Consider the following 23761-nt stretch of genomic DNA (forward strand, 5'->3'; position numbering starts at 1 on the left):
TGCGATCCCCGTGGTGTAAGATGGGGATCCCCATGGCATCGATGTTTGCGAGCGCTGGGCGGGTTACCGCGGCGCGGGTCGCGCCGTCGCGGGGGGCGACCCTGGACGTCATCTGCGCCGGCGAGGCCCTCTGGGATCTCGCGCCTCCGGGCGGGGCCTCGCTGCGGTTCCGTCCAGGCGGCGGCGCGGTGAACGCCGCTGTCGCGCTCGCGCGGAGCGGGCTCCGCGTCGGGCTCGCGGCCGCGCTCGGCGACGACGCCCCGGGTCGGGCGCTCCTGGCGCGGGTCGCGGCGGCCGGCGTCGACGTCGCGGGTGTGGCGCTGATCCCGACCCGCCAGGGGCTCATCCTGCTGGAGGACACCGGCGGGGCGCGGCACATGGTCGCCCACCGCGCAGAGGACGATCTGCCCCTCTCGGTGCCCGAGGGGTGGGCGGCGCCGGTGCTGCTGCTCTCGGGGATCTCTCCGGCGCTCGCGCCGATCGCCGCGCTCTGCCGGGCCGCGCGGGCCGCGCGCCGCACGGGCACGGTCGTCGTCGTCGACCTCAACGCGCGGTGGCGCCTCTGGGCCGGGCGCGATCCGCGCGTGCTCCACGCCCTGCTCCGCGAGGCCGACGTGGTGCGGTGCAGCGCGGCGGACCTCGCCGGGCTCGGGCTCGACGACGCCCAGGTGCGCGCCGCCATGCGGCCGAGCGCGACCCTGGTCCTCACCCAGGGCGCCGGCGCAGCCCGCGCCGCCGGCCCCTTCGGCGAGATCGCGCTCGCCCCGCCGGTCGTGGCCGAGACCCGCGCGGCCGGCGCGGGCGACGCGTTCACCGCCGCGATCTGCGCCGAGATCGCCCGCGCCGGCGACCACGGCCCGGAGCGCCCCGACCTCTGGACCCGCGCGATCCAGCGCGGTCACGCCGCGGCGAGCGCGAGGGTCGGCTGGCGCTGAGGCCGGGCTCCCCCGGGGGAGAGCGCGGTCACGGGCCCTTCGGCCCGCGCACGAGCGCCCCCGTCGCGGGCCCGCCGTTCCACGCGAGGCTGAAGTAGACGTTGGTCCCGTCCACGGCGATGCCCCACGGGTAGCTCAGGTTGCGCGCGTGCGTCGCGACATCGCTGCCGTCGAGCCGCGCGCTCTGCACCTGGCCGTCGGCCTCCCGCGCGGTCGTCCAGAAGACGCGCGCGTCGTCGAACGCGAGCTGCGCGGGGATCTGCGGCAGATCCGGGACGACCCTGCGAAGCGGGCTCCCGGGCGAGAACGTGGCGATCCCGCGCCCCTCGATGAGCCACAGCGCGCCGCCGCGCGCCACGAGCGCGCGCGGGGCGATCAGCGCCTCGTGCAGCCTCTCCGGCGCGCTCGGCGGCGCCGCGTCGCGCGCCACCCGGTAGATCGCGCCGTCGGCCGCGCCGGTGCCCCGCGCGGTCACGTACACATGGCCGGCGTCGAGCGCCACCCCGCTGGCGGCGCCCGGGATGGCCGCGAGCATGACCTTCGCCGCGCCGGGCTCGGCGCCGAGCGGCAGCGTGAACAGCCCGCCGTCCTCGAACGCCGGCGGCGTCCCCGCCTCGACCCAGTAGAGCGCGCCCTTGTCGACCGCGAGCGCCGTGACGCGGCGGGCGTCGGGCGCGAGCTCGGTCACCTCGCCGCCGGCCTTCGGGACGGCCGCGAGGCCGCGCGCGTGCGCGAAGTACACAGCGGCCTCGTCGAGCGCGAGCGGGCCCGGGAGCTCCTGCTCCGGCGCGAGCGCCACCGGCGTCCCGCCGCCCGGATCGAGCCGCATGACGCTGCCGTCCGGCGCGTCGCCCGTGCCCTGGTTCGTCCAGTAGATCCCGGTCGCGTCCATCCTGACGAACGTGGGCAGCCGGAGCTCGCCTGCGAGCACGGCGGCGTCGCAGGTGCCGTTCCAGCAGGCGTCGGCGCAGGTCACGCCGCAGGCCCCGCAGTGGCGCGGATCCTCCGTGACGAGGGCCTCGCAGCCGTTGTCGCCGTCGCCGTCGCAGTCGGCCCGCCCGGCGTCGCACGCGAGGGTGCAGGCGCCCGCCGAGCAGAGCGCGGTCGCGCCGTCGCCGCCCGCGCAGCGCGCGCCGCACGCGCCGCAGCTCTCGACGCTCGTCAGCAGGGCGGCCTCGCAGCCGTTGTCGCTGTCGCCGTCGCAATCGGCGAAGCCTTCGGGGCAGAGGTCCTCGCGCGGCGTCGTGGGCCCGGGCGGCGCGGCGCTCGGCGGTGAAGAGCAGGCGGCGAGCAGGAGCGCGCCGAGACCGAACAGTGCATGACAGGGGTTCGAAGGCATCGGCGTCTCCTCAGGGGTTCGGGTGGACGACAGGCAGGAACGCCACGCACATCTCGTCGAGCGTCGTCTCGCCGAGGACGATGTCCTGCGGCGCGGGCAGGCGCTCCTCGATGAGCTGCGCCGCGAGCGCCGGGTTCTCCGTCGTGTTGTCGTACGTGCAGCGCAGCTCGATCGTGTCGCCCGACCGCAGCGTTGGCAGCTCGTCGATCGGCGCGTCGTAGCTGTAGAGCCGCTGCCAGTTGTAGTCCCACGCCGGCGTCTGGACGAGGCACTGGCGGTCGGCCTCGTCGCCCCGCGGATCGGCGCGGATGTGGTCGACCTTGAGGTCGACGCCGGCCCGGTGCATGTGGACGCCGGCGCCGTAGATCGAGATCTCGGGGATCGGGAAGTCGATGACGTACCGCATCCGCTCCACGTGTCCCCGGGCGCCGGCCGGGATCCGGAACTCGACGCTCCCGCGGTCGCCCGGCCCGGGCAAAAGCCCGTTGCCGTCCCGGAACGGCGCCTCGGCGTTGCCGAGCGCGAGGTTCGAGAGCGCGCGGCTCGGCTTCTCGTCCGCGAGGCGGAGCGCTACCCGGGTCGCGTCGGGCGAGGGCGCCTCGCCGGGCTTCGGGTGGTAGTGGACCTGCATCACGAGCAGCGCGTTCGCTGGCACCGAGATGCCGATGTCCGGCGGCAGCTCGAACGCCTGCGTGCCGGGCGCCCAGGCGCCGAGCAGCGACGTCTCGGAGAGGCGCGCGTCGCCGAAGCACTCGTAGCTGCCGCTCTCGCCGCCGAGCGCCTCGCCCTCGCGGTTCGCGTCGATGAAGAGCAGCGCGTGGTGCACGACGGCGCGGTTGCCCGGCAGCACGTCGTAGCCCTGGACCCACGCCTGCTCCGTGAGCCCCGGATCGAGGACGAAGCAGCGGAAGCTGTCGGAGCCCTCCGCCGCGGCGAAGGGCGCCCTGGGCGAGAGCTCGAGGTCCGTGCGCGACAGGCCCGCGGCGACGGGCGTATAGGGGGCCGGGGCGTCCGCGGGATCCCCCTTGGGCGCGCCGGCGTCGCTCCAGGCGCGGAGCAGGGCGATCTCGTCGAGGGAGAGGTGCAGGTCCCCCCGGAACGGGCGAGGGGGCGCGCACTCGTCGGTCGGCAGGGCGCCCCACGGCGGCATCCGCCGCGCCTCGGTCTCGTCGGCGATGACCGGCGCGAGCGCCTTCGCGTTCTCGTACGAGGCCAGGCTCACCGGCGCGGTGCCGCCCTGCGCGTGGCAGCCGAGGCAGCTCTTCTGGAGCAGCGGCTCGATGTCCCTGTGAAATGTCGGGGTGCTCGCGCCCGGCGCCGCCTCGGGGGAACAACCGAGGAGGAGCGCCGTGGCGGAGGGCAAAACGAAGTAGATGAGAAGACGCATGCGAGGCGCCCAAGCAGCGGGCGTGCCCGAGAGGATTGGCGGCAATCGGCGGGCGGCGCGCGAGGGCGCGTGTCCGCGTCCGGACAGGTGTCCGCCGCGGAGGCGGACAGGTGTCGTGCGGCCGCGGTCCGGCGCCGGTTTCTTGCGGGGGACGAGCGAGGGATTCCGTCCCTCATCCAGCTACGTGGACGCCGCGCCGCTCCTCGGAGAGATGAGATGACGTGCTGGAACTTCAACGAGGAGCGCCGAGATGATCACCCTCTATCAGGCCCCCGCCGCGTGGGGCGTCCCCAACATCAGCCCCTTCTGCCTCAAGCTCGAGACCTGGCTGCGCATGGTCGGCCTCCCCTACGAGGTGCGCTCCGCCGACCCGCTCCGCGCGCCGAAGGGCAAGGTCCCCTATGCCGACATCGATGGCTGTACCGTGGGCGACTCGCAGCTCATCATCGAGCAGCTGGAGCGCGCCCACGGCGACAAGCTCGACGCCCACCTCACCGCGGAGGCGCGCGCTCGAGGTCATGTGATCCGGCGCATGCTCGAAGAGGCGTTCTACTGGATGGTGGTGTTCGTCCGCTGGAGCGAGCCCGAGGGGTGGGCCGCCTACCGCCCCATCTTCCTTCCGCTCATGCCGCCGGTCGTCGGCGGCCTGATCGTCGAGCTCCTGCGCAAAAGGATGACCGGCATGCTCCGCGCGCAGGGCACGGGGCGCCACAGCCGCGAGGAGATCTATGCCCAGGGCAAGGCGGACCTCGGCGCCATCGCCACCCTGCTCGGCGACCAGCCCTTCATGCTCGGGACCGAGCCGAGCTCGGTGGACGCGACCGTGTACGCCCTCCTCGCCAGCGTGCTCCGCTTCCCCGTCGATTCCCCGCTGAAGCGTCACGCCGAGGCCCAGCCCAACCTCGTCACCTACTGTGAGCGCATGCAGCAGCGCTACTATGCCGACTGGAGCCCTCCCGCCTGACCTCCGAGGAATCCGCTCATTTGCAGCCCTTTTCAGCGGAGACGATTCACAGGGAGGCGGGGAGGGAAATCTTCAAAATACTCCCCGTCTCCCCGCCTCCCTGTGAAATTCTCCCCGCTTCGACGACGGGTGCGTATCAGGCGCCTTTGCGCGCGAGCCGATGGACCGCCGCCACGAGCTCGCCCGGCTGGACCGGCTTGGCGAGGTGGAGCTGGAAGCCGGCGTCGCGCGCCTGAACGATGTCCTCGCGCCGGGCGAAGGCGGTGAGCGCCAGCGCCGGCACGGAGCCGCCGAGGTCCGGAGCGCGGGACCGGAGCTCGCGAAGGAGGGCGTAGCCGTCCTGCTCCGGCATGGCGATGTCGCTGACGAGCACGTCGGTCCGAGCGCGACTCAGCATCTCCAGCGCGGCCGAGGCCGAGCCGGTCTCGTCCGCCTGGGCGCCCGCCTCGCGCAGCACCATGGTGACGAGCTCCCGCGCGTCCGGCTCGTCGTCGACGACGAGCACGCGCAGCCCGTCGAGCCGGGGGATCGTCCCGGCCGAGGGATGCTCGATCTCGGACGAGATCTCGGAGCTCTCTCCCCCCGCCAGGGCCACGGCCCGCACCGGCAAGCGCACGCTGAAGGACGCCCCTTTCCCCTCGCCGTCGCTCCGCGCGCCGACGGTGCCGCCATGGAGCTCGACGAGGTATTTGACGATCGCCAGCCCGAGCCCGAGTCCGCCGTGCTGCCGTGTGGTGGCCGCCTCCGCCTGACGGAACCGCTCGAACACGTGCGGGAGAAAGGCGGCCGAAATGCCTTTCCCGGTATCCGTCACCGTCACCTCGACGCCGCCCGGGCGGAGCGCCGTCTGGAGTCGGACCTGCCCGCCGCCCGGCGTGAACTTCACCGCATTGACCAGCAGATTCGTGACCACCTGCTGGAAGCGATCGGGATCGCAGACGATGTCCCCGACACCGGGATCGAGCCTGACCTCGAGGCCGATGGCCTTCGCGTCAGCGGCCGGCCGGATGGCGTCGACCGCGGTGCGGACGAGCTCGTTCACGCTCGCGTTCCTGGGGTAGAGGCGGATCTTCCCGGTCACGATGCGCGAGCTCTCGAGGATCTCCTCGATGAGCCTGGCCTGCGCCTCGGCGTTGCGTTCGATGACCTCCATCGCCTTGGGCGCGAGCTCCGGCCGCGAGCGCTGCATGCGCGCCCACCCGAGGATCGCGGTCAGGGGCGTGCGGAGCTCGTGCGAGACGATCGCGAGGAACTCGTCCTTCAGCCGGCTGGTCTCCTCGGCCTGCGCCAGGACCTCGGCCCGCTGCTGCTCGAGGCGCTTCTGATCGTCGACGTCGGTGCAGGTGCCGAACCAGCGGAGGATGCGCCCTGCGTCGTCACGCATCGGCAGCGCGCGGCCCAGGAACCAGCGGTAGACGCCGTCGGCGCGCCGGAAGCGGTACTCGATCTCGTAGTCTTCCCCCGTCTCGACGGAGCGAACCCACCGCTCCCAGGCGCGTTGCTGATCGTCGGGGTGCAGCTGGTCGTTCCAGCCGGCGCCGCGCGTGGCGTCGGGCGTCTCGCCTGTGTAGTCGTACCAGCGGCGGTTGTAGAAATCGTGATACCCGTCGGGCCGCGTCGACCAGACGAGCTGCGGCATCATGTCGAGGATGCGGCGAAGGCTGCGCTCGACCTCCGGGATGTCGTGGGTCTCCGAGATCAGCGCTGGAGCGGCCGGCACCGGAGCGGCGCGCTCCTCGACGAACAGGATGCCGGCGAACGCCACGGCGCCCGAAGCATCGCGGATCGGGAAATAGTGCCCGGTGAACGGCGCGCCGCGGATCGAGCCGAGCGGCACGGAGCGCGAGACGCCGCCGAGCGCCGCGCGAAGCGCCGAGGCGTGTCCGCCCCGAAGCGCGGACGCGATCTCGCTGCGCTCGTCGGCGCGCGGGCCGAACCTCGCGCGATACGCCGGGTTCTCGTGGATCGCGGCACCAGCCGGGCTCAGCACGAGGACGGGGAGGGGGAGCCCTCCGATGAAGTCGTCGAGCCACAGCTGCTCTTGCTGCTGCTTCATCCGCGACGACACCCTATAGCGCACCGGCGCGATCGGCGCTGTCGGCGCGTCGCGACCTCGAGGCGGACGAGCGGCTGCGAGAGCAGGCAAGCGTGCCGGGGCGACTCGAATGCAGCCGCCTCGCAAGTTCAGCCAGTCCTGGCCTGTCCGTCGTACCTGGGCATCACGCCCGTGTCCTTGAGCCGCATCCGCGCGCGGCGCGCGCAGCGCCGGCGCGCGTGACGTGGACGCGACGCGCCGGCGTCAGCCATCGCCGGCGGCCTGCGTGTCGCCCTCGATCTCGCGCTTCAGGGCGCGATCCAGCACGAACATCCCGAAGGGGACGAGCGACGCGACGAGCGCCGCGAGGGAGCGGCGATGCGGCCAGTCGCGCTCGCTGGCCACGCGGATCAGCGCGCCGACGAACAGCAGGAAGAGGAGCCCGTGGGCGCTGCCGACGATCCGCACGGCGATCGGCAGCTCGAAGAGGTACTTGAGCGGCATCGCGACGCCGAGGAGGACCAGGAAGGACAGCCCTTCCAGGAAGCCGACGAGGCGCAGGGCGCGGAGCGCGCTCATCGTTCGACACCAGACCAGGTGGGGCGAAAGACCATCATCAGCAGCACCACGAAGGGAAGGGTAAAGGTCATTACGAACGCGCCCGTCGTGGACGAGGGCGAGCCGCGAAACCAGCGGCGGGGTGATCGCCGCGGCGATCCAGAGCTCCGTCATGGGGAGTTGTAGCAGCGCGGTCAAGAGGTATCCCGCGATCCACGTGACGACCAGCCCCGCGGAGGCCGCGGCGTGGACGGCGCGCTCCCTATCGACGAGGGATGCGGCGACAGATGCTGGCAGGATGCTGCGGCCCGTGGCGGCCGCGCGTCCGGCGCTTCAGCTCGCTCTGCTGCTCCTCTCGGCGGCGATCTTCCGCATCTGCTGATCGTACGGATCGAGGACGCTCAATAGGCGCTGCGTCAGCTCGGGTCCCGCAGCTTCGGGCGTCCCGGCGTTGAAGGGCGGGGCGGGGTCGTATTCCAGCATGAGCTGCGTCAGCTTCGCGGCATCGTCCCCGCGCAGCAGCGCCAGGAGCGTCAGCCCGAAATCGATGCCTGCGGTCACCCCGCCGCCCGAGATCCGGTTGCGATCGACCACGACGCGCGCCCGGACACACTCCACGCCGAACGCCTCCAGGATGTGGCGCGTGGACCAGTGTGTCGTGGCCTTGTATCCTTGCATCAAACCTGCCGCCGCCAGGATGAGCGACCCCGTGCACACGGAGGTCACGTACCTGGAGCGGGCGCCCCGATCCCTCAGGAAGCGAAGGACCTCCTGATCCACCATGGCGTCGGGGGTGCCCATGCCGCCCGGCACGAACAGGATGTCCAGGTCGTCCGGACAGTCGCTGAAGGTCGCCGTCGGCTGGATAGGAACCCCCGAGTCAGACATGACCAGGTCGCGCGTCTTCCAGAGCAGATAGGTCGTCGCATGAGCGGTCAGCACGCTTTGCGGGCCGATCAGATCCAGCGCCGTGAGGCCCGGGTAGAGCACCATGCCGACCTGGAGCGGCGGCTGAGGACCTGGCAGCTTGATGTCATAGGTGTCCGTCATCGTTCGTCCCTGAACCCTTTCGTTTCTTCATTCTCGGATGATTGCCCTGATGGCGGAGCTTCGTCTCGACGCCGCCCCGCGCCCGGCGCTCACGAGCGCGGCTGAGCGCGCTTCGCAGGCCTGACTGTGAGCGGCGTCGGCCGCGGCGGAAAGGACATCGTCCCCTGCTTTCAGGACACGCGGGCGCAGGGCCCCGCGCACCCCGTCGCGTGCAGCCGTGCGCGAAGGATCCGGCGAGCGTCGACGGCGCTCGGCCGAGCGCCCGCTCACGCTCGGCCGAAGCGCCTCCGGTAGTCCTCCGGCGTGACCTGCAGGGTGCGCTGGAACGCGCGCCGCATCCGCTCGTCCGTGCCGAAGCCGCAGTCGCGCGCCAGCTGCTTCATCGAGGCTCGGCCCCCCTCGAGGCAGGAGCGCGCCTGCTCCAGCCGGGCCGCCTCGACGAATTTCGCGGGGGTCATCCGCATGGCCCGGGTGAACGTCCGCGCGAAGTTGCGCGGGCTCATCCCGGCCCGCTCCGCCAGCGCCTCGACGCGCAGGTCGGCGTCGAGGTGCCGGAGCACCCAGTCGATCACGCCCTGCAGCGGGCCCGCGGCGACCGTCTGCGCGAGCAGCGGGCGGCTGAACTGGGACTGTCCACCCGGGCGCTTGAGGAACACCACGAGCCCCCGCGCCACCAGGAGCGCCATGTCGTAGCCGAGATCCTCCTCCACCATCGAGAGCGCGAGGTCGATGCCCGCCGTCATGCCCGCCGACGTGTAGATCTTCCCGGACCGCACGAAGATCGCGTCGGGGTCGACCTCGACGCCGGGAAACTCGCGCGCGAGCGCTGCCGCGGAATGCCAGTGGGTGGCCGCGCGGCGCCCCGCGAGCAGCCCCGCGGCGGCGAGGAGGAAGGCGCCTGTGCAGACGGCGCCCATGCGCCGCACCTCGGGCGTCGTCGCGCGCAGCCAGGCGAGCAGCCGGGCGTCCCGCGTCGCTTCACGGGTCTCGCCCCCGGCGACAAGCACCGTATCGATGCCGGGCGCCAGATCCGCGAGCGCCTTGTGCGCGACGATCTGCACCCCCGACAGCGTCCGGATCACGCCGCCGTCCACGGCCGCGATCTCGACCGCATAGGCGGGGGGAGCGCCGGGCACCTTCGCTCTCGCGATGTCCGAGGCCAGGGCGAATACGTCGGTGGGCCCCACCACGTCGATGGCGCTCGCGCCGTCGTAGGCCACGGCCACGACCCTGCGCGTCGGTCCATGGCGATGCGCGCGCGGCGCGGCAGAGGGAGCGGATTTCGATGCAGGGGGCCGCTTCACGCGACGACGGTAGCTGTCTGGCCGGTGGCCTTGAAGATAAAGTACCTGCATTTCCTGCCAGAGAGACCGACATGATACGGATGACGAACGTCACCAAGGTCTACCGGCGCGGCCTGTTCGAGACCCACGCGCTCTCCGGGTTCACGCTGCACGTGGCGCGCGGCGAGTTCCTCGCCGTGATGGGCCCCTCCGGCTCCGGCAAGACGACGTTCCTCAACGTCGCAGGGCTGCTCGATCCCTTCGACGGGGGCGAGTACCTGCTCGACGGCGAGCCGATGCAGGGGCTCTCCGATGCCCGCGCGAGCGCCATCCGGAACCGGAAGATCGGCTTCGTGTTCCAGAGCTTCCAGCTCATCGCCGACCTCGACGTGCTCGACAACGTCGACGTGCCGCTGCGGGTCCGCGGCCTGGCCGCGCGTGTGCGGCGCGAGCGCGCCCTGCGCGCGCTCGAGGGCGTCGGCCTGAGCGCGCGGCTCCACCACCGGCCCAGCGAGCTCTCGGGCGGCCAGCAGCAGCGCGTCGCGATCGCGCGCGCGCTGGTCGGCGAGCCCTCGCTCCTCCTGGCCGACGAGCCCACCGGCAACCTCGACTCCCGCTCGGCGCGGCAGATCCTCGATCTGCTCGAGCGCATCCACGCCGGCGGCACGACGATCGTCATGACGACGCACGACCCCGAGCTGGCGGCGCGGGCGCGCCGCAGGGTCCACGTGCTCGACGGCAAGCTCATCGATCCCTGGGCCCTCGCGCCGCCGGCGCCGCCCTCGGAAGCTCCGCCGGAGGGCCTCCCGTGACGGCCGGCGACGCGCTCCGGATGGCCCTCAGGAGCCTCGGCCGGCAGCCTGGGCACACCGCCATCATGCTGCTGGCGTTCACGCTCGGCCTCGCCGCGTGGACTGCCGCGCGCGCGGTCCTCCACGCGCGCGCGTCCGATCCGTTCGCGTCGGCGCGCGGGCTCTACTTCGTCTCCCTCCCGCGGGAGGGCGGCGCCGTCACCGATCCCAGGGCGATCGATCCCCCGAGCTACCGGGATCGCGTCCTCCTCGAGAGCCCCCACCCTTCGCGCGCGTCGGATCTCTTCGCCGCCGTGGCCGCAGGGAGCCCGGACGACGGCCCGCTCGCCCCTGTCCAGGTGATCTTTTGCACCAGCGATCTCTTCGGCATGGTGGGCGCAACGGTCCGGAGCGGCGCGATCTGGCCGGCGGCGGAGGGCGCCGGCCAGGAGCGCCCCGTCGTGCTCTCCGACGTGGCGGAGCGCGCGCTGTTCTCCGGAGCGAGCGGGATCGGTCGCACGCTGCGGCTCTTCGGCGAGCCGTTCCGGGTGGTCGGCGTCGTCGCGCTCCCGGCCGCCCCGCGCACGCGCGCCCCGCGCACGGCCGTCGTCTTCGCGCCGAGCGCCGCCGGCCTCGCGCTCGGCGTCCGGCCGGCGCTGGTCCGTGAGGTCGAGGACCCGGGCGGCAGCTTCGACGCGCTCGCCGCCACCGACAACGGCTGGCTGGATCTCGTGGTCGAGCTGCGCGACGAGCCCAGCCGGGCCGCGTTCCAGGCCGAGCTCGACGCCTACGCCCGCGGCGAGCGCGCGCGCGGCCGGCGCGTCCTCGGGGCCGAGCTCGTGCCGCGCGAGCGCCTGCACGCGCTCCGCGCGGACGACCCCGGCACGACCCTGTTCGTCCTGCTCGCCGACGTCCTCCTCGGCGCCTGCACGCTCAGCGTCGCGCGGCTGCTCGAGGGGAAGCTCCGCGCGAAGCGCGCCGAGATCGCCGTCTACCGCGCGTTCGGCGCGAGCGCCCGCGGCGTCTTCCTCGGGCTCCTGACCGAGGTGGCGCTCGTGGCCGCGAGCGCCGCCGCGCTCGCCATCGGCGTCGCCGCGGCGGCGCTCGAGATCGTCAACCGCGTCATCCACCTCCGGCCGGTCGACTACCACCTCGAGGCGCGCTCCGCCGGCGCGGCGCTCGTGGCCGCGATGGCCGCCGGCCTCCTCGCCGGCGCGTACCCGGCCCTGCGCGCGGCGAGGATCCCTCCGGCCGAAGGGCTCCGGCGATCGTGCTAGGCCCCCTCGTCAGGGCGCTCTCTCGCCGGAAGACGCCCGCGCTCCTCATGGTGCTCGAGACCGCCTTCGGCTTCGCCGTGGCCGTGCACGCCTCGGGGCTCGCCGTCCACTATGCCCGCGGCGCGTCCGCGCCCCGCGGCATCGAGACGCGGTCGCTGCTGCTCGCCGCGACCGAGCGCGACGGCCCGAGCTTCGCGTCCCTCGACGAGCGCGCGGCCGCGGTCCGCCGCGACGCCGCGGCCCTCGCGCGCGTCGCCGGCGTCCTCGCCGCCGCCGAGGCGACCGCGGCGCCGTTCAACCTCACGCACAGGGAGGTCGTCGAGACGACCCTCCCGGGCGGCCCGCGCGCGGTCGCCTGGATGCTCGACGATCGCGGCGGCGTCGCCGAGGTCCTCGGCCTCGCCCCCCTCGCGGGGCGCCTGCTCGCCGCAGGGGACGCCGCGGGCGCGGAGGCGACGCCCGCCGTCGTCACGCAGGCGCTCGCGGCGCGCCTCTTCCCGGACGGCCGCGCGGTCGGGCAGATCGTGCGCCGGAGCGCCCGGCGGAGGCCCCTCGTCGTCGTCGGCGTCGTCCCGTCGTTCCGCGTCGCCATGGGCCGCGATCCCGACGACGCCCAGCGCGCCCTCTTCGCGGCCGAGGGGCCTGCCCTCGGCCGCTCGCTGACGTACCTCGTCCGTGTCGGTCCGGGCGCTGACGACCGCGCCGGCGCGCGCGTGCGGGAGGCCCTCGAGCGCGCCGATCCGCGCCGCGCCGTGCTCGTGCGCCGGCTCGACGAGGGCGTCGACCTCGACGCCGGCACGAGCCGCGGCGCCGGCGGCCTCGCCCTCACGCTCCTCGGGGCGATCTTCGTCGTCGTGTTCCTGGGGCGCATCGGGATGGCCTCGCTGCTCGTGGCCGAGCGCCGCCAGGCCCTCGGCATCCGCCGCGCCCTGGGCGCGACCCGCGCCGACGTCGCGCGCCTCGTGCTCGCGGAGAACGCGCTGCTCACGACGGCCGGCCTCGCCGCCGGCGCCGTCGCCCTCGCCGGGCTCCGGGCCGCGGCGCGCGCCGTGGCCCCCGAGCTCGACGTGCCCCTCGAGCCGCCGACGGCCCTCCTGGTCGCCGTGGCCTTCTGGCTCGCGGGCATGGCCGCGGCGCTCGTGCCCGCGCTCCGGGCGAGCGCCGTCTCCCCGGCGGAGGCGTCGCGATCATGACCTCCTTCCACGCGTGGCCCCGCGCGCTTCTCCGCGTGCCCCTCCAGGTCCGCCTCGCCGCCGTGGTCGCGCTGACCGCCGCCGCGGCTTGCGCCGGGAGCCTCGCCGCCGCGCGAGCGCAGGCGTCCCTGCCCGTGTCCGCCCTTGTGGGGCTCGGGCTCGCCCTGGTCGCCGGCGCGCTCGCCTCCCGCGCGCTGCTCGGGCGCGCGGTCGGCCTGCTCCGCGCGGTGACCGACGGCCTCGCGAGCTTCGCCGAGTCCGACTACACGCAGCGCGTCCGGCACGACCGCCGGGACGAGCTCGGGGATCTCGTCGAGCGCCACAACCGCCTCGGCGACGCCCTGCGGGCGCAGCGCGACGACCTCTACCAGAAGGAGCTCCTGCTCGAGACGGCGCTCGACGCCACGCCCGTCGCGATGGTGCTCCACGACGAGGCGGGCCGGATCGTGTACGGCAACGGCGCCGCGCGCGCCCTCTTCGCCGCGGGCGAGCGCGTCGGCCAGAGGACGCTCTCCGCGCTGCTCGCCGGGGAGCCCGAGGAGCTCCGCGCCGCGATGGTCGCCGGGCGGGACGCCCTCGTGTCCGTCGAGCGCCGGGGCGAGCTCGAGACGCTGTACGTCGCCCGCCGCGCCTTCCGCCTGAACACCCAGGCGCACGTCCTCGTCTCGGTCCGGTCGCTCACGCGCGAGATCTCGCGCCGGGAGGCGGAGCTCCACAGGAACGCGATCCGGTTGATCAGCCACGAGCTCAACAACTCCCTCGCGCCGATCTCCTCGCTCCTCCACTCGGGCCGTCTCCTGCTCGATCGCCCGGAGCAGCGGGAGCGCCTCGGCGTGGTCTTCGACACCATCGAGGAGCGGAGCGCGCACCTCGCCCGCTTCCTCGCCGCGTACGCCGAGCTCGCGCGCCTCCCGCCGCCCGCCCCCGAGCGTGTCCCGTGGCGTCCCTTCCTCGAGCGGCTGCGCGGGCTCGCGCCCTTCACGCTGGGCGGCGCGCCGGACGAGCCAGGCTTCTTCGATCCAGCGCAGATCCAGCAGCTCCTCCTGAACCTGCTCAAGAACGCCGTCGAGGCCGGGAGCCCGCCCGACCAGATCGAGGTCTCGGTGCGGCGCCTCTCGACCGGTGAGCTCGCGCTCACGGTGGCCGACCGCGGCCACGGGCTGCCGGACGACGCCCGGGGCAAGGCGCTCCTGCCCTTCTACTCGACGAAGCAGCAGGGCCGCGGGCTCGGCCTCGCGCTCTGCCGCGAGATCGCGACCGCGCACGGCGGCGCGCTCGCGCTGCGGCGCCGCGAGGGGGGCGGGGCCGAGGCGGAGTGCCGCCTGCCGCCGCCGCCGGACGAGCGCGCTACTTGAGCTTCCGCTCGATCTGGATCCCGAGCCGGTCCATGCGCCGGTAGAGCCCCTGCCGGCTCAGGCCGAGCGACGCCGCGGCCTTGGCGACGACGCCCCGCGCCTCGACGAGCGCGCGCTCGATCTCGAGGCGCTCGGAGGAGGTCGCGGAAGGCGCGGACGACGCGGCGTGCGCAGCTGGCGCCGGCGGCACGCGCGCGACCGCGTCGAGCCCCAGGTCGTGCGGCTCGATCGTCTCGCCCTTGCGCACCAGCGCCGCGCGCGTGAGCCGGTTCTCCAGCTCGCGGACGTTGCCCGGCCAGTCGTGCTCGGCGAGCGCGTGGCGCGCGCGCGGGCCGAGCGTCACCCGCTCGCCGTCCGCCGCGCGCGCGGCGAGGCGATCGAGCAGGTGGCTCGCGATCGGCGCGATGTCCTCGGGGCGATCGCGCAGCGCGGGGATCGTCAACTCGATGACGTTGAGCCTGAAGTACAGGTCTTCGCGGAAGGATCCCTCGGCGATCGCCCGCGGGAGATCGCGGTTGGTCGCGCTCAGCACGCGCACGTCGGCCTTGCGGGTGACGCTGCTCCCGAGGCGCTGGTACTCGCCGGTCTGGAGGACGCGCAGCAGCTTCTTCTGGCCGTTCAGCGACAGCGTGCCGATCTCGTCGAGGAAGAGGGTGCCGCCGTCGGCCTCCTCGAAGCGGCCGGCGCGGAGGCGGGTCGCGCCGGTGAACGCGCCTGGCTCGGCGCCGAACAGCTCCGCCTCGACGAGCTCGTCGGGGAGGGCCCCGGCGTTCACCTTGACGAACGGCCGGTCCCGCCGCCGCGAGTTGGCCTGGACGATGGTGGCGAGGAGCTCTTTCCCGGTGCCGTTCGGCCCGGTGATGAGGACGGGCACGTCGGCGGGCGCGACCTTGACGGCGAGGCTCACGACCTCGTGCATCGCGTCGCTCACGTACACGAGCCCGGCCAGGTCGTGGCGCTCGGCGAGCCTGTGCCGCGCGCGCCCGCGCTGGGCCAGGAGGCGCGCGTTCTCCTGCTCGAGCGCCCGCAGCCGCGCCAGGTTGCCCACGGTGGCGACGAGCTTCTGGTCGTCCCACGGCTTGGGCACGTAGTCGCTCGCCCCGGCCTTGATCAGCTCGACCGCGCCCGCGATCGACGTGAACGCGGTCATGGCCACGACGGGCAGCTCGGGGTCGACGGCCTTGATCCGGCGGAGCAGCTCCATCCCCTCTTCGCCCGAGGTGGCGCTCTGCCGGAAGTTCATGTCCTGGACCACGGCGCCGAGCTCGTCGCCGAGCACCGCCGCCATCGCCTCATCGGGCGTGGCGGCGACGCGGACCTCGTGCCCGTGCAGCTCGAACAGCGTCGTCAGCGCGACGCAGACGGCGGGCTGATCGTCGATGACGAGGATCTTCGGCACCCGGCGAGACTAGCGTGTTCGCCGCCGGGGGCCCGTCACATCCCGTAAGGGTACTTGGCCAGGTCGATCGCGCCGCTCGCGCGGACCTGCTGCAGGGCTTTTCCGTACTGGAGGAGCATGCCCAGCGCGTAGCGGAGCCGCTCGCGGATGCGCTCGTCGTCGGGGGATTGCGGCGCCTCAGGGTCGTTGAGGAGGCCGCGGACGTTGCGCACGATCACGTGGTCCGGGATGTAGCAAAGGTACGTGTTCTTGTAGCTGCTCATGCGCAGCTCCGCGATCGGGTAGGCGCCGCCCGCGCTCGCGGAGACCCCGACGATGAGCGCGGGCTTGTGCGCGAGCTCGCCCCGGGAGCAGAGGAGGAAGAAGTTCTTGAGTCCGGCGGGGACCATGCCGCCCCACTCCGGCGCGATGATCACGAAGGCGTCGGACGTCTTGAGCTCGGCGGAGATGGGGCCCCAGACGCGCTCCCATTTCTCGGACGGCTGCCAGACCTCCGGGTCCCAGAGCGGAAGCGGGTTGTCGGCGAGATCGAGCGTGTACGTGGAGGAGACGTCCGCCGACGACGACAGCTGTTGCTGCACGTGGCGCGCGATCTTCCCCGATTCGGAGCCGTTGCGGTGACTGCCTGAGATGACAGCGAGCTTCATAGGGTCTTGCGTGCGGCCGGCGACGGATCGCGCGGCGCTCCTCGGTGATCGGTGGATTGCGGCGCGATGCTACCCCGCGCTCGCGCGGCGGGTCGAGGAGTTCGTCGGCGCGGGTGACCCTCGGCCCGCGCCGCGAGAGGCGCCGTGGCGACAGGCGCCGTGGCGACAGGCGCCGTGCGCGGCGAGCGCCGCGGCCGGAGCCGCTTGAGGAGGACCGTTTACGAAGGCTGGAAGGGGACGGGCCGGCCGCGGCGCCAGCCGCGCCCGAGCAGCCGCTCGATGAGGCCGATCGTCAGCGCCGAGGCGAGCGTCAGGGCGGCCGTCTCCGCGCGCGCGGCGGCCAGCGCGGCGAGGAGCGCGCCCGCGGCGAGGACCCAGGGGCGCACCATGGTGAGCGGGCCCAGGATCGTCACGCTGGCGAGCACGCGCGCCTCGTGGATGGGCAGCGCGTAGGCGAGCAGGGCAGTGCAGACGAGGGTGGCGTAGGCGCCGTAGACGAGGATCAGGCGCCGTCCGGCCGCGAGCAGATCGATCCAGAGGCCCGCCGGGTCGGGCGCGAGCCCGAGCACGGCGAAGGTGAGGGCCGCGAGCGCGGCGACGGCGAGGAGCCCTGCGAGGGCGCCGCGGCGGACGGCGCGGAGGAAATAGGCGCGCTTCTCGATGCGCGGATTGCGGCCGGCGGCGTCGCGAAAGCCGCAGAACGCCGCGTCGACCAGGGCGAGCAGGGCGAGCAGCGCGGGGATCACGAGAACGCTCCGAGCCGGCGGCCGGCGCGCGGGCCGAGCTGCTCGAGCTGGTCGACGAAGCGCGCGCGCAGGTCCGGGCGGAGGCCGATCACCGCGTGCATGATGCGCAGGACGGGAAAGGGCCCGACGTGGCCGTCGAACAGCGCGGAGGAGAGGCCCTCGGCGCCGGCGCGCGCCGCGGCGAGGAGCGCGTCGCCGGCGTGGGCGCGGAGGGCGGAGAGGACGCCGTCGTGGCGGGAGAGCGGCTCGCGCATGCGGGCCTGGTGGAAGATCCAGGCGCCGAGGGGAGACAGGTGGCTCGGCTTGATGTCGAAGTGGATGAAGGCGAGGGCGCCCGCCCTGGCTTGCTCGCGGAAGAACGACACGAGGGCGTCGCCGCGGAAATGGTGGACGACGCCGGTGGACAGGAAGACGGTGGCTGGCTCGCGCAGCGTGAACGCGTTGGCCACGTGGAAGCGGCACGGGAGGCGCTCGTCGCTGGCCGCCGCGCGCGCAGCCTCGATCAGCGCGCGGTTGTAATCGCAGCCCACGAGCTTGACGTCGGCGCCCAGCGCCCCGCGGGCGGCGAGCCAGCGGACGACGTAGCCGAGCCCGCAGCCCACGTCGACGACGCGCAGGGGGCGGGGCGCGCCGGCGGCGCGCAGCGCGTCGAGCAGCGGCGCGAGCACGAAGCGGACGCGCGCTCCCTGGTCGAACTCCTCGGACAGGCGCTGCAGCTCGGCGTGGACGCGGAGCAGGAGCGCGTCGACGGCGGCCTCGTCGAGCAGATCGTCCCGCGCCGGGAGCCCCGCGGCGAGCCGGGCTGCGCCGGGGCGGCCTGCGGCGCGGAGGCGCTCGACCACCGCGCTCCGGCGCACGGGCAGGCGCGCGAGGGTGTCGGGATCGTAGTCGACGAGGAGATCGGAGATCTCCGGAGCATCCACCGGCGCGAGGGTGCCGCTCCCGTGCGGGGATGTCCAGCGCGGCCGCCTCGGCAGCTCCTGCGCTGTCGCTGCCGGGGGGGCCCCTCGGTGTAACCAAGCTCGTTCCGTCGCGCTCAGGGCCCCAAGCCCGCCCGCCCCACCCCCAGCGGTCACCAACGTGGTCGTGAACGTGGTCGTGGTCGTGGTCGTGGTCGTGGTCGTGGTCGTGGTCGTGGTCGTGGTCGTGAACGTGGTCGTGGTCGTGGTCGTGGTCGTGAACGTGGTCGTGGTCGTAGTCGTGAACGTGGTCGTGGTCGTGGTCGTGGTCGTGGTCGTGGTCGTGGTCGTGGTCGTGGTCGTGAACGTGGTCGTGGTCGTGGTCGTGGTCGTGAACGTGGTCGTGGTCGTGGTCGTGGGTAGTGGTCGCGTTTGCCTGAAACGCGACCACCCCGATCCAACTGCGACCACCTCGCCGGAAGGCGCGAAACCCGGTGTCTCCGCCGTCCGGACACGCGGGACAGCGTGCCACCGCCGGTACCTCGTCGCGAAGGGAGAGGCCGCAGACCTGCGCCGGCGCGCCGTGCAGGCTTTCTGCGAGGCGCACGGGTGGCGGGAGTTCGTGTGAGGCGGCGGGCGCACATCGTCCGTGCGCCGCGGAGCCAGCGGCGGGCCGTCGCTCGGTCGACCGGCCGATCGAGGACAAACCACACCGCTGGCGCCGGCGGCACCCGTCGACCCGATTCACCAGCGCGTGGGTGCTACGCTCGCGTGCGCTGGATGTTCGTCATCATCGGCCGATGATGTGCACCAGGTTCTGGATGAGAATCCACGCCGCCACCGCGAACAACAAGACCATGAAGCCGATGCTCACGAACTTATCGTTCGGCAAATTCATCCGGAGCATCAAGACGTTCTTGTTGTTGTTCGGATCAACTGGGCCAGTTACATGCTTCTTCGAGCGATGGTTCATACCGTCTCCCACTAGATAAAACGAACTGTCGTTCACCGAGCGCGCGCGTGAGTGCCCCCGCCTCGACAACGGAGCACAGCGCGCGCGGCCGTTTTGTAGCCGCGGCGTCACCACATCAGAGCTTGCCGTTCCCGGCGCGCATCCGGCGAGTCTCTTGCCCGCAGCGTCGTCTGCCTCATCACGCATCCTCCTGGCGATCTCCGTCGCCGCCGACCCGGGTCCTACCGAAAGCACAATGAGTCCCATGGAGATCGACGAGGCCTCATCGCCTCGATCTCCACAGGTCTCATAGCTTCTCCCCTGCTACCTGCTCAACAGTTCAGGCTTCGGACCAGTGAGCATGGTTTCAGGTGCCACGCCTGAAGGGGGTGCTCCGGCATTCGGGAGCGCTTGACCTGTCGTTAGTCAAACCCGCGAAGGGGCCTCGTGACAAGGGTTTCTGTTTGCATTGCAGCTGAACTGCTGCGACCGGGCTTCCGTGGCCGCCTCACCCCTCCCCGACCTCCGCCGCCCACCACGCGCCAACTGCGATCATCTCGCAAGGCGCACAACTTGACGAGCGTATGCACGCGTATCTACGCGCAACCATTTGGTTTTTCGTCACGTCCAGGTCTTGACCTTCGTCCGCGGCGACTCATCTTCCACCTCGAGGGCGGCGCGCTCGGATTCCTGAAGCTGGGAGCCCGAGCGCGGTCCGCGTTCGCGATGCCATCGCTCGTTGACGGCACGGCTGCGCCTTCGCATTGGCAAGGCGCGCGGTGCCAGATCGCGAACGCGGTGACCATCGCGGCTAGGCCGCGGCCGTGTCCGCAGTGAAAGCGTGCGCCGCTGTGGCGCCATGTAGGAGAGGTGTACATGCTGGATGTAGAAACGCTCACGAAGGTGATGAATGGGTTCGATAGACGCGACGTCGTCGATGCGAAAGACTACTTGTTGGCCGCGGAGGTTCTTCGGCGCATTGCCGATGCTGTAGTGGCTCGCGCGAAAGCCGATGGAACCGATGATGTGACGCACTCGCCGGGGAGCACTCCTGACCCTGCGAACGCCAACCGTGAGTTGCCGGCGGCGGTCCTTAAGCTCCGCAACGGCATCGGCGCGCGGGTGTGGACCATGTGCGCGGGGCGTGTGGCGTCCGAATCAAGCAAGCGCGACCCGGAGAACGAATGGTGCATCGGTTACGGCCGCGACGGCGTAGCTTACGTGCCCAAGCTCGTCACCGACGACATGGTGCGGGCGCTCGCCGAGCAACTGGCCATCTTCGCGAGCAAGGCGCCTTCTTGAGGCGCCGCGCGCCCTGTCCGAGGTCGCGCGTGACCGCGAGAAAGAGCCGTCAAACAGGCTGCAATCGCGCACGGCGGCTATGACATGCCATGTCCCAGCCTCGCTGAAAAGCAGGGAAACATAGGCTTGCGATGCTATTTTAGGTCCTGAGCAAGGCGCCTCCCTCCGGCTGGTACCCGGAAGGAGGCTGCGGAACGCCGAGCGGTTGGGCCGCCCTGCGCACGTCGCAAGCGCATCATGGCCCCCCGTTCGGAGAGAGGCAAGGGGCCCGTGCCGAACGTGCTTCCGATGGAGACCCGCGTGCGCATCGCGTCCGCGTTGGTCGAAGGGACGAGCGTGCGTGCTGTCGAGCGCCAGACCGGCGTCGCAAAGAGCACCATCCTGCGCTTCGCCGTCGAGCTCGGCGAGGGCTGCGCGCGCCTGCACAACCGGCTCGTGCAGGGCCTGTGCGAGCCCGACATCGAGCTCGATGAGCAGTGGAGCTTCATCGCGAAGAAGGACAAGCGCGTGACGTCCGAGGACCCGGCCGAGTACGGGGACGTCTTCACCTTCACCGCGTTCGCGAGGCGGTCGAAGCTGGTGATCTCGTACGCCGTGGGGAAGCGCGACCAGGAGACGACCAACGCGTTCCTGGCCGACCTACGCGCCCGCGTCCTGGTCGTCCCGCAGATCACCAGCGACGGGCTCTCCGTGTACGTGCCCGCCGTCGATGCGTCGTTCCGTGGCTGCGCGGACTACGGCCAGGTCATCAAGCAGTACGGCTACAGCAAGAGCCCCGACCACAAGTACGAGCCCGCGCGCGATGCCAGCTTCATCCGCAAGACGTCCGTGTTCGGCGCACCCGACCCGAAGCGGATGAGCACGTCCGGGATCGAGCGGTACCACCTCACGGCGCGGCACATCAACGGGCGCAAGCGCCGGCTCGCGCTGTCGTTCAGCAAGACGCAGCGGAGCCATCGCGCCGCTGTCTCGCTCTCGGTCTGCGCCTACAACCTGACGAGGATCCACGCCTCGCTGCGCGTCTCGCCCGCGATGGCCGCGGGGCTCGTCCAGGAGCTCTGGTCCGTCGAGGATCTCGTCCGGGCCGCGCTGGCGGAGCCTGCCGCCGCGCCGCCCGTCCCGCAGGCGCTCACCCTGCCGGCGCAGACCGGGCCGGTCCGGCAGCTGCCCGGCGGGAAGGGATGGCTTCGCCTCGTCACGGGCGGGTCCGCTCCGTCAGCGCCTTCTGCTCCGCAACCGTCTCCTGCGGCGTCCGCAGCGGCGCCGCCCGAACCCGAGCTCCCGCCGCCGTCAGAGCCATCTCCTGCGCCTGCGCCGCGCAGGATGGTGCAGTTGAGCCTGTTCGGAGACGAGAGTTAGAGTGGGCCATCACTCTCGGGTATGGCGACCACACCCACGATTCAAGCCGACCGGTCAATCGTCCGCATTCTTCGCGCAGAGGGCGCAGCCGTCGGATCCAGCATCCGCGATAGCGGCCTTAATGCTGTCCAGGATGGTCTGCCGGTCGAATCCGGCGACCAGCGCGTCACCGTCGCGAACTAAGATGCTGCCTAGCATGTAAGCCTCGCGCTCATCCGCGCCGTTGACCAAGTAACACTCCTCGTGGACGGGGCAGCGCTCCACTATGCGAGCGCGCTCGCAGATATCCATCCCGATTTCGTGTGCCTTGTGTTGCTCCATCATCATTCTTTTCGCACTGCCCATACTTCCTCCTCAGGTGACGACAGTTCGCTTGGCAGGCCAGTTATTCTTCGGGACGAGCCGCCTAGCTCTTGACCAGCCGGAGGGGCGGTGGCGTTCGCGGCGGAGCGCCATGTCTAGCAGTGGCGGTTCCGCCGCCATCAACCGGAGTCAGAACGAGACCGAAGACGATGGCATCGACGTCATGAGCGTACAGACACAGGTCTTTTGCGATGTCTGCCTTCGACAGACCATCTTCTCGGAGCGCCGCAAAGACCTTGTGCAGAATCTGAGACGTCTCTCTGTTTGGCATCGGGTCAGGTTCAGTGGTGCGATACCCACGCTTGCCCATCTCGATACACAAGCCACGGTAATGCCAGTCGGACAGTACGCCGACCTTGTGCGATCGATTCGCGAGCGCGGCAACAGAGACGTTCCACTTCTTCTTGAGCGCAATCAGATGCCTGAGACCAGCCGCCGGCGGCACTTCGGATCTTACAGATGAGCGTGGCATCAGAAACGCAGAAGCAAACGTGTCTGCCTCATGCTCCGCCGCGCGCCCGCTCGGCGCGCCATGACGATGGAGCACCAGGTGTCCTAGTTCGTGCGCAGCGTCGAACCTGCCGTGCTCAGCCGACTTCGTTGTGTTGAGGAAACAGAATGGCGTTTCCCCGTGCCACAATGAGAATGCGTCCACCTCCCTCGACTGTTCGGATAGCGAGAATACCCGGACCCCGTACAGCTCAAGGAGATGTACAACGCTGCGAATCGGCAGGAGCCCAAGCCCCCAACTCTCGCGAAGCGAGGCCGCCGCTTCTTCCGGACCCATACCTCGCAAATCAGGCAATTTCGCGGGCGGAAGCGAGAACCGCTGTTCAATCCAGCGGCACACCTCGAACGCCAAGGCGCCTGCGCCCAGGGCAGCATCACGCTGCGCCGCCGTCATGGTCGACAGGGCGCGAAAGCTCGACGCATCGATGCTGGGCTTCGGGATCTCGGGGCCGTCAAAGAACGCCCTTGGGAAGGACAGGGCTTCAGCGATCTTCGCAAGCGTGGACTCAGTCGGCACCGTGCGACCGGCCTCATAGTTGATGAGGCTCTGCGCGGTCACACCAACGCGCTCGGCCAGCCGTGACTTATTCAGTCCACGCCGCTCCCGTGCAAGGATCAGTCTGGCAGGGTTGAACGAGCCCATGCTCGTGTCTCTTTACCGCCTCAGGACGGGCACGTCAATTTCCGAAGAGCCCCCTCCGAGATCCGGCTCGGGCCGCTCGATGCCACCGGGCGGGTTCTGCCTCGGCAGAGCCGGAAGCACGATACGTTCATGCCACGCTACGATGTAGCCGCCCTCGGAGGCCGCCGGGAGCGAAAGCTCTGCGTGTACGTCGTCGGGAGTCGTGTATATCATGAACAGCCACGTCAATGGTGCGCTTCTCGCCCGACGGGGCTTCAGCTGGGTAGCTGGTGAATAGCGCGGACCGAAGTTGAGGCCCATCTGCTCCCAGTTCGTTTGCACCGCCTTCGCGATGACGCACCCCTTCGGGTTCTTTGTGGATGGACATACGTCATGCCTAGTCGACCCGGTCCACCGGTCTCCGCTCGTGACACAGATCGCCCACTGCTTCGATGGGGCCACGATCAGTGGGCAGTTGCGAACGTTGACAGCATCCCATCCGACAAGGGAGAGCGTCTCACGTAGGAACCCGACCGTGGCAAACCACCCCTTTGTTCCCGGCGCGGTAGGCGGCTCGAACGGCGACGCGCTTGCTTCACCGGCCGACCACGCCCGCCGAGCGTCGTCCATCGTCGCCTCGGCCAGTCCGAGCCGGTCGAGCCGCGCCCTCACGGCCAAGGGTTCTTTAACGAGGTTCGTCGCAACATTCTGTCCCATGCGGTCATCTGCTCCGGTCTTATGGTTTCTCTAACACGATCGAGGAGCCAGAACAAGAAGACCTTCGGGTATCGGCCG

Annotated in this window: 23 protein-coding genes; 9 read left to right on the top strand and 14 right to left on the bottom strand. The window is 71.7% G+C overall.

The window, feature by feature from the left end; translation table 11 throughout:
- Positions 1 to 32 precede the first annotated feature (32 nt).
- On the top strand, positions 33 to 935 hold the full coding sequence (locus WME95_RS48160; RefSeq protein WP_437905895.1) for a PfkB family carbohydrate kinase: 903 nt from the start codon (positions 33 to 35) through the stop codon (positions 933 to 935).
- 28 nt (positions 936 to 963) lie between these two features.
- Here WME95_RS48160 and WME95_RS48165 read toward each other — a convergent pair whose 3' ends face one another.
- Positions 964 to 2274 carry a hypothetical protein gene (locus WME95_RS48165; RefSeq protein WP_437905896.1) on the bottom strand — a complete coding sequence of 437 codons (1311 nt, stop codon included), beginning with the start codon at positions 2272 to 2274 and terminating at the stop codon, positions 964 to 966.
- Between the two features lie 10 nt (positions 2275 to 2284).
- Complete coding sequence (locus tag WME95_RS48170) at positions 2285 to 3661, bottom strand: hypothetical protein (RefSeq protein WP_437905898.1); 1377 nt, start codon at positions 3659 to 3661, stop codon at positions 2285 to 2287.
- Between the two features lie 250 nt (positions 3662 to 3911).
- Here WME95_RS48170 and WME95_RS48175 point away from each other — a divergent pair, with 250 nt between their 5' ends.
- Entirely contained in the window at positions 3912 to 4625 is a 714-nt protein-coding gene (locus WME95_RS48175) for a glutathione S-transferase family protein (RefSeq protein ID WP_437905900.1), read from the top strand.
- Between the two features lie 136 nt (positions 4626 to 4761).
- Here the strand turns inward: WME95_RS48175 and WME95_RS48180 are convergent, their stop codons facing one another.
- The 4 genes from WME95_RS48180 to WME95_RS48195 form a co-directional block, all read right to left on the bottom strand.
- Positions 4762 to 6681 carry an ATP-binding protein gene (locus WME95_RS48180; protein ID WP_437905901.1) on the bottom strand — a complete coding sequence of 640 codons (1920 nt, stop codon included), beginning with the start codon at positions 6679 to 6681 and terminating at the stop codon, positions 4762 to 4764.
- Positions 6682 to 6924: 243 nt separating this feature from the next.
- Positions 6925 to 7239 carry a DUF3817 domain-containing protein gene (locus WME95_RS48185; protein ID WP_437911104.1) on the bottom strand — a complete coding sequence of 105 codons (315 nt, stop codon included), beginning with the start codon at positions 7237 to 7239 and terminating at the stop codon, positions 6925 to 6927.
- Positions 7240 to 7551: 312 nt separating this feature from the next.
- Complete coding sequence (locus tag WME95_RS48190; protein WP_437905902.1) at positions 7552 to 8268, bottom strand: DJ-1/PfpI family protein; 717 nt, start codon at positions 8266 to 8268, stop codon at positions 7552 to 7554.
- 266 nt (positions 8269 to 8534) lie between these two features.
- Positions 8535 to 9494, bottom strand: coding sequence for a GlxA family transcriptional regulator (locus tag WME95_RS48195; RefSeq protein ID WP_437905903.1), 960 nt, complete (start codon positions 9492 to 9494; stop codon positions 8535 to 8537).
- A 149-nt stretch (positions 9495 to 9643) separates the two neighbouring features.
- On the opposite strand from WME95_RS48195, the gene WME95_RS48200 reads away from it, so the two are divergent.
- Genes WME95_RS48200 through WME95_RS48215 form a run of 4 tightly spaced genes read left to right on the top strand, consistent with a single transcriptional unit; the run spans position 9644 to position 14167 of the window.
- Entirely contained in the window at positions 9644 to 10363 is a 720-nt protein-coding gene (locus tag WME95_RS48200) for an ABC transporter ATP-binding protein (protein WP_437905904.1), read from the top strand.
- Positions 10360 to 11619, top strand: a complete 1260-nt coding sequence (locus WME95_RS48205; RefSeq protein ID WP_437905905.1) for an ABC transporter permease — start codon at positions 10360 to 10362, stop codon at positions 11617 to 11619. The genes WME95_RS48200 and WME95_RS48205 overlap by 4 nt, the downstream gene beginning before the upstream one ends.
- The gene (locus WME95_RS48210; RefSeq protein WP_437905906.1) at positions 11613 to 12812 is read left to right on the top strand and encodes an FtsX-like permease family protein; all 1200 of its coding nucleotides are present in this window, start codon (positions 11613 to 11615) and stop codon (positions 12810 to 12812) included. The genes WME95_RS48205 and WME95_RS48210 overlap by 7 nt, the downstream gene beginning before the upstream one ends.
- Positions 12809 to 14167 carry a sensor histidine kinase gene (locus WME95_RS48215; RefSeq protein ID WP_437905907.1) on the top strand — a complete coding sequence of 453 codons (1359 nt, stop codon included), beginning with the start codon at positions 12809 to 12811 and terminating at the stop codon, positions 14165 to 14167. The genes WME95_RS48210 and WME95_RS48215 overlap by 4 nt, the downstream gene beginning before the upstream one ends.
- Here WME95_RS48215 and WME95_RS48220 read toward each other — a convergent pair.
- The 4 genes from WME95_RS48220 to WME95_RS48235 form a co-directional block, all read right to left on the bottom strand.
- Positions 14160 to 15566, bottom strand: a complete 1407-nt coding sequence (locus tag WME95_RS48220; RefSeq protein WP_437905908.1) for a sigma-54-dependent transcriptional regulator — start codon at positions 15564 to 15566, stop codon at positions 14160 to 14162. The two genes, WME95_RS48215 and WME95_RS48220, sit on opposite strands and share 8 nt — an antisense overlap.
- A 35-nt stretch (positions 15567 to 15601) precedes the next feature.
- A complete protein-coding gene (locus WME95_RS48225; RefSeq protein ID WP_437905909.1) occupies positions 15602 to 16213 on the bottom strand; it encodes an NADPH-dependent FMN reductase in 612 nt (203 codons plus the stop codon).
- Positions 16214 to 16431: 218 nt separating this feature from the next.
- Positions 16432 to 16959, bottom strand: a complete 528-nt coding sequence (locus tag WME95_RS48230) for a hypothetical protein (RefSeq protein WP_437905910.1) — start codon at positions 16957 to 16959, stop codon at positions 16432 to 16434.
- A complete protein-coding gene (locus tag WME95_RS48235) occupies positions 16956 to 17882 on the bottom strand; it encodes a methyltransferase domain-containing protein (RefSeq protein WP_437905911.1) in 927 nt (308 codons plus the stop codon). The genes WME95_RS48230 and WME95_RS48235 overlap by 4 nt, the downstream gene beginning before the upstream one ends.
- Before the next feature lie 163 nt (positions 17883 to 18045).
- Between WME95_RS48235 and WME95_RS48240 the strand changes: the two genes are divergently transcribed.
- A complete protein-coding gene (locus WME95_RS48240) occupies positions 18046 to 18486 on the top strand; it encodes a hypothetical protein (protein ID WP_437905912.1) in 441 nt (146 codons plus the stop codon).
- Positions 18487 to 18648: 162 nt separating this feature from the next.
- Here WME95_RS48240 and WME95_RS48245 read toward each other — a convergent pair whose 3' ends face one another.
- Positions 18649 to 19077, bottom strand: coding sequence for a hypothetical protein (locus WME95_RS48245; protein ID WP_437905913.1), 429 nt, complete (start codon positions 19075 to 19077; stop codon positions 18649 to 18651).
- A gap of 609 nt (positions 19078 to 19686) precedes the next feature.
- Between WME95_RS48245 and WME95_RS48250 the strand changes: the two genes are divergently transcribed.
- Both WME95_RS48250 and WME95_RS48255 read left to right on the top strand, forming a co-directional pair.
- The gene (locus WME95_RS48250; protein ID WP_437905914.1) at positions 19687 to 20112 is read left to right on the top strand and encodes a hypothetical protein; all 426 of its coding nucleotides are present in this window, start codon (positions 19687 to 19689) and stop codon (positions 20110 to 20112) included.
- Between the two features lie 288 nt (positions 20113 to 20400).
- Complete coding sequence (locus WME95_RS48255) at positions 20401 to 21471, top strand: IS1 family transposase (protein WP_437911105.1); 1071 nt, start codon at positions 20401 to 20403, stop codon at positions 21469 to 21471.
- A gap of 54 nt (positions 21472 to 21525) precedes the next feature.
- On the opposite strand, the gene WME95_RS48260 is transcribed toward WME95_RS48255, so the two are convergent.
- The 3 genes from WME95_RS48260 to WME95_RS48270 all read right to left on the bottom strand — a co-directional run bounded on the left by WME95_RS48260 (position 21526) and on the right by WME95_RS48270 (position 23683).
- Entirely contained in the window at positions 21526 to 21816 is a 291-nt protein-coding gene (locus WME95_RS48260) for a hypothetical protein (RefSeq protein WP_437905915.1), read from the bottom strand.
- Between the two features lie 61 nt (positions 21817 to 21877).
- Complete coding sequence (locus tag WME95_RS48265) at positions 21878 to 22987, bottom strand: ImmA/IrrE family metallo-endopeptidase (RefSeq protein ID WP_437905916.1); 1110 nt, start codon at positions 22985 to 22987, stop codon at positions 21878 to 21880.
- Positions 22988 to 22999: 12 nt separating this feature from the next.
- Complete coding sequence (locus tag WME95_RS48270) at positions 23000 to 23683, bottom strand: hypothetical protein (protein ID WP_437905917.1); 684 nt, start codon at positions 23681 to 23683, stop codon at positions 23000 to 23002.
- Positions 23684 to 23761: the final 78 nt, after the last annotated feature.

It is taken from the genome of Sorangium sp. So ce327 (assembly GCF_051530205.1).
GTDB lineage: Bacteria > Myxococcota_A > Polyangia > Polyangiales > Polyangiaceae > Sorangium > Sorangium cellulosum_B.

Excerpts from the sequence above, each read along its gene's own strand:
- WME95_RS48270 (WP_437905917.1), bottom strand. The coding sequence starts at position 23,683 with ATGGGACAGAATGTTGCGACGAACCTCGTTAAAGAACCCTTGGCCGTG.
- WME95_RS48255 (WP_437911105.1), top strand. The coding sequence starts at position 20,401 with ATGGAGACCCGCGTGCGCATCGCGTCCGCGTTGGTCGAAGGGACGAGC.
- WME95_RS48160 (WP_437905895.1), top strand. The coding sequence starts at position 33 with ATGGCATCGATGTTTGCGAGCGCTGGGCGGGTTACCGCGGCGCGGGTC.
- WME95_RS48200 (WP_437905904.1), top strand. The coding sequence starts at position 9,644 with ATGATACGGATGACGAACGTCACCAAGGTCTACCGGCGCGGCCTGTTC.
- WME95_RS48245 (WP_437905913.1), bottom strand. The coding sequence starts at position 19,077 with ATGGGACTCATTGTGCTTTCGGTAGGACCCGGGTCGGCGGCGACGGAG.
- WME95_RS48215 (WP_437905907.1), top strand. The coding sequence starts at position 12,809 with ATGACCTCCTTCCACGCGTGGCCCCGCGCGCTTCTCCGCGTGCCCCTC.
- WME95_RS48185 (WP_437911104.1), bottom strand. The coding sequence starts at position 7,239 with ATGAGCGCGCTCCGCGCCCTGCGCCTCGTCGGCTTCCTGGAAGGGCTG.
- WME95_RS48250 (WP_437905914.1), top strand. The coding sequence starts at position 19,687 with ATGCTGGATGTAGAAACGCTCACGAAGGTGATGAATGGGTTCGATAGA.
- WME95_RS48225 (WP_437905909.1), bottom strand. The coding sequence starts at position 16,213 with ATGAAGCTCGCTGTCATCTCAGGCAGTCACCGCAACGGCTCCGAATCG.
- WME95_RS48190 (WP_437905902.1), bottom strand. The coding sequence starts at position 8,268 with ATGACGGACACCTATGACATCAAGCTGCCAGGTCCTCAGCCGCCGCTC.
- WME95_RS48265 (WP_437905916.1), bottom strand. The coding sequence starts at position 22,987 with ATGGGCTCGTTCAACCCTGCCAGACTGATCCTTGCACGGGAGCGGCGT.
- WME95_RS48260 (WP_437905915.1), bottom strand. The coding sequence starts at position 21,816 with ATGGGCAGTGCGAAAAGAATGATGATGGAGCAACACAAGGCACACGAA.
- WME95_RS48165 (WP_437905896.1), bottom strand. The coding sequence starts at position 2,274 with ATGCCTTCGAACCCCTGTCATGCACTGTTCGGTCTCGGCGCGCTCCTG.
- WME95_RS48180 (WP_437905901.1), bottom strand. The coding sequence starts at position 6,681 with ATGAAGCAGCAGCAAGAGCAGCTGTGGCTCGACGACTTCATCGGAGGG.
- WME95_RS48175 (WP_437905900.1), top strand. The coding sequence starts at position 3,912 with ATGATCACCCTCTATCAGGCCCCCGCCGCGTGGGGCGTCCCCAACATC.
- WME95_RS48170 (WP_437905898.1), bottom strand. The coding sequence starts at position 3,661 with ATGCGTCTTCTCATCTACTTCGTTTTGCCCTCCGCCACGGCGCTCCTC.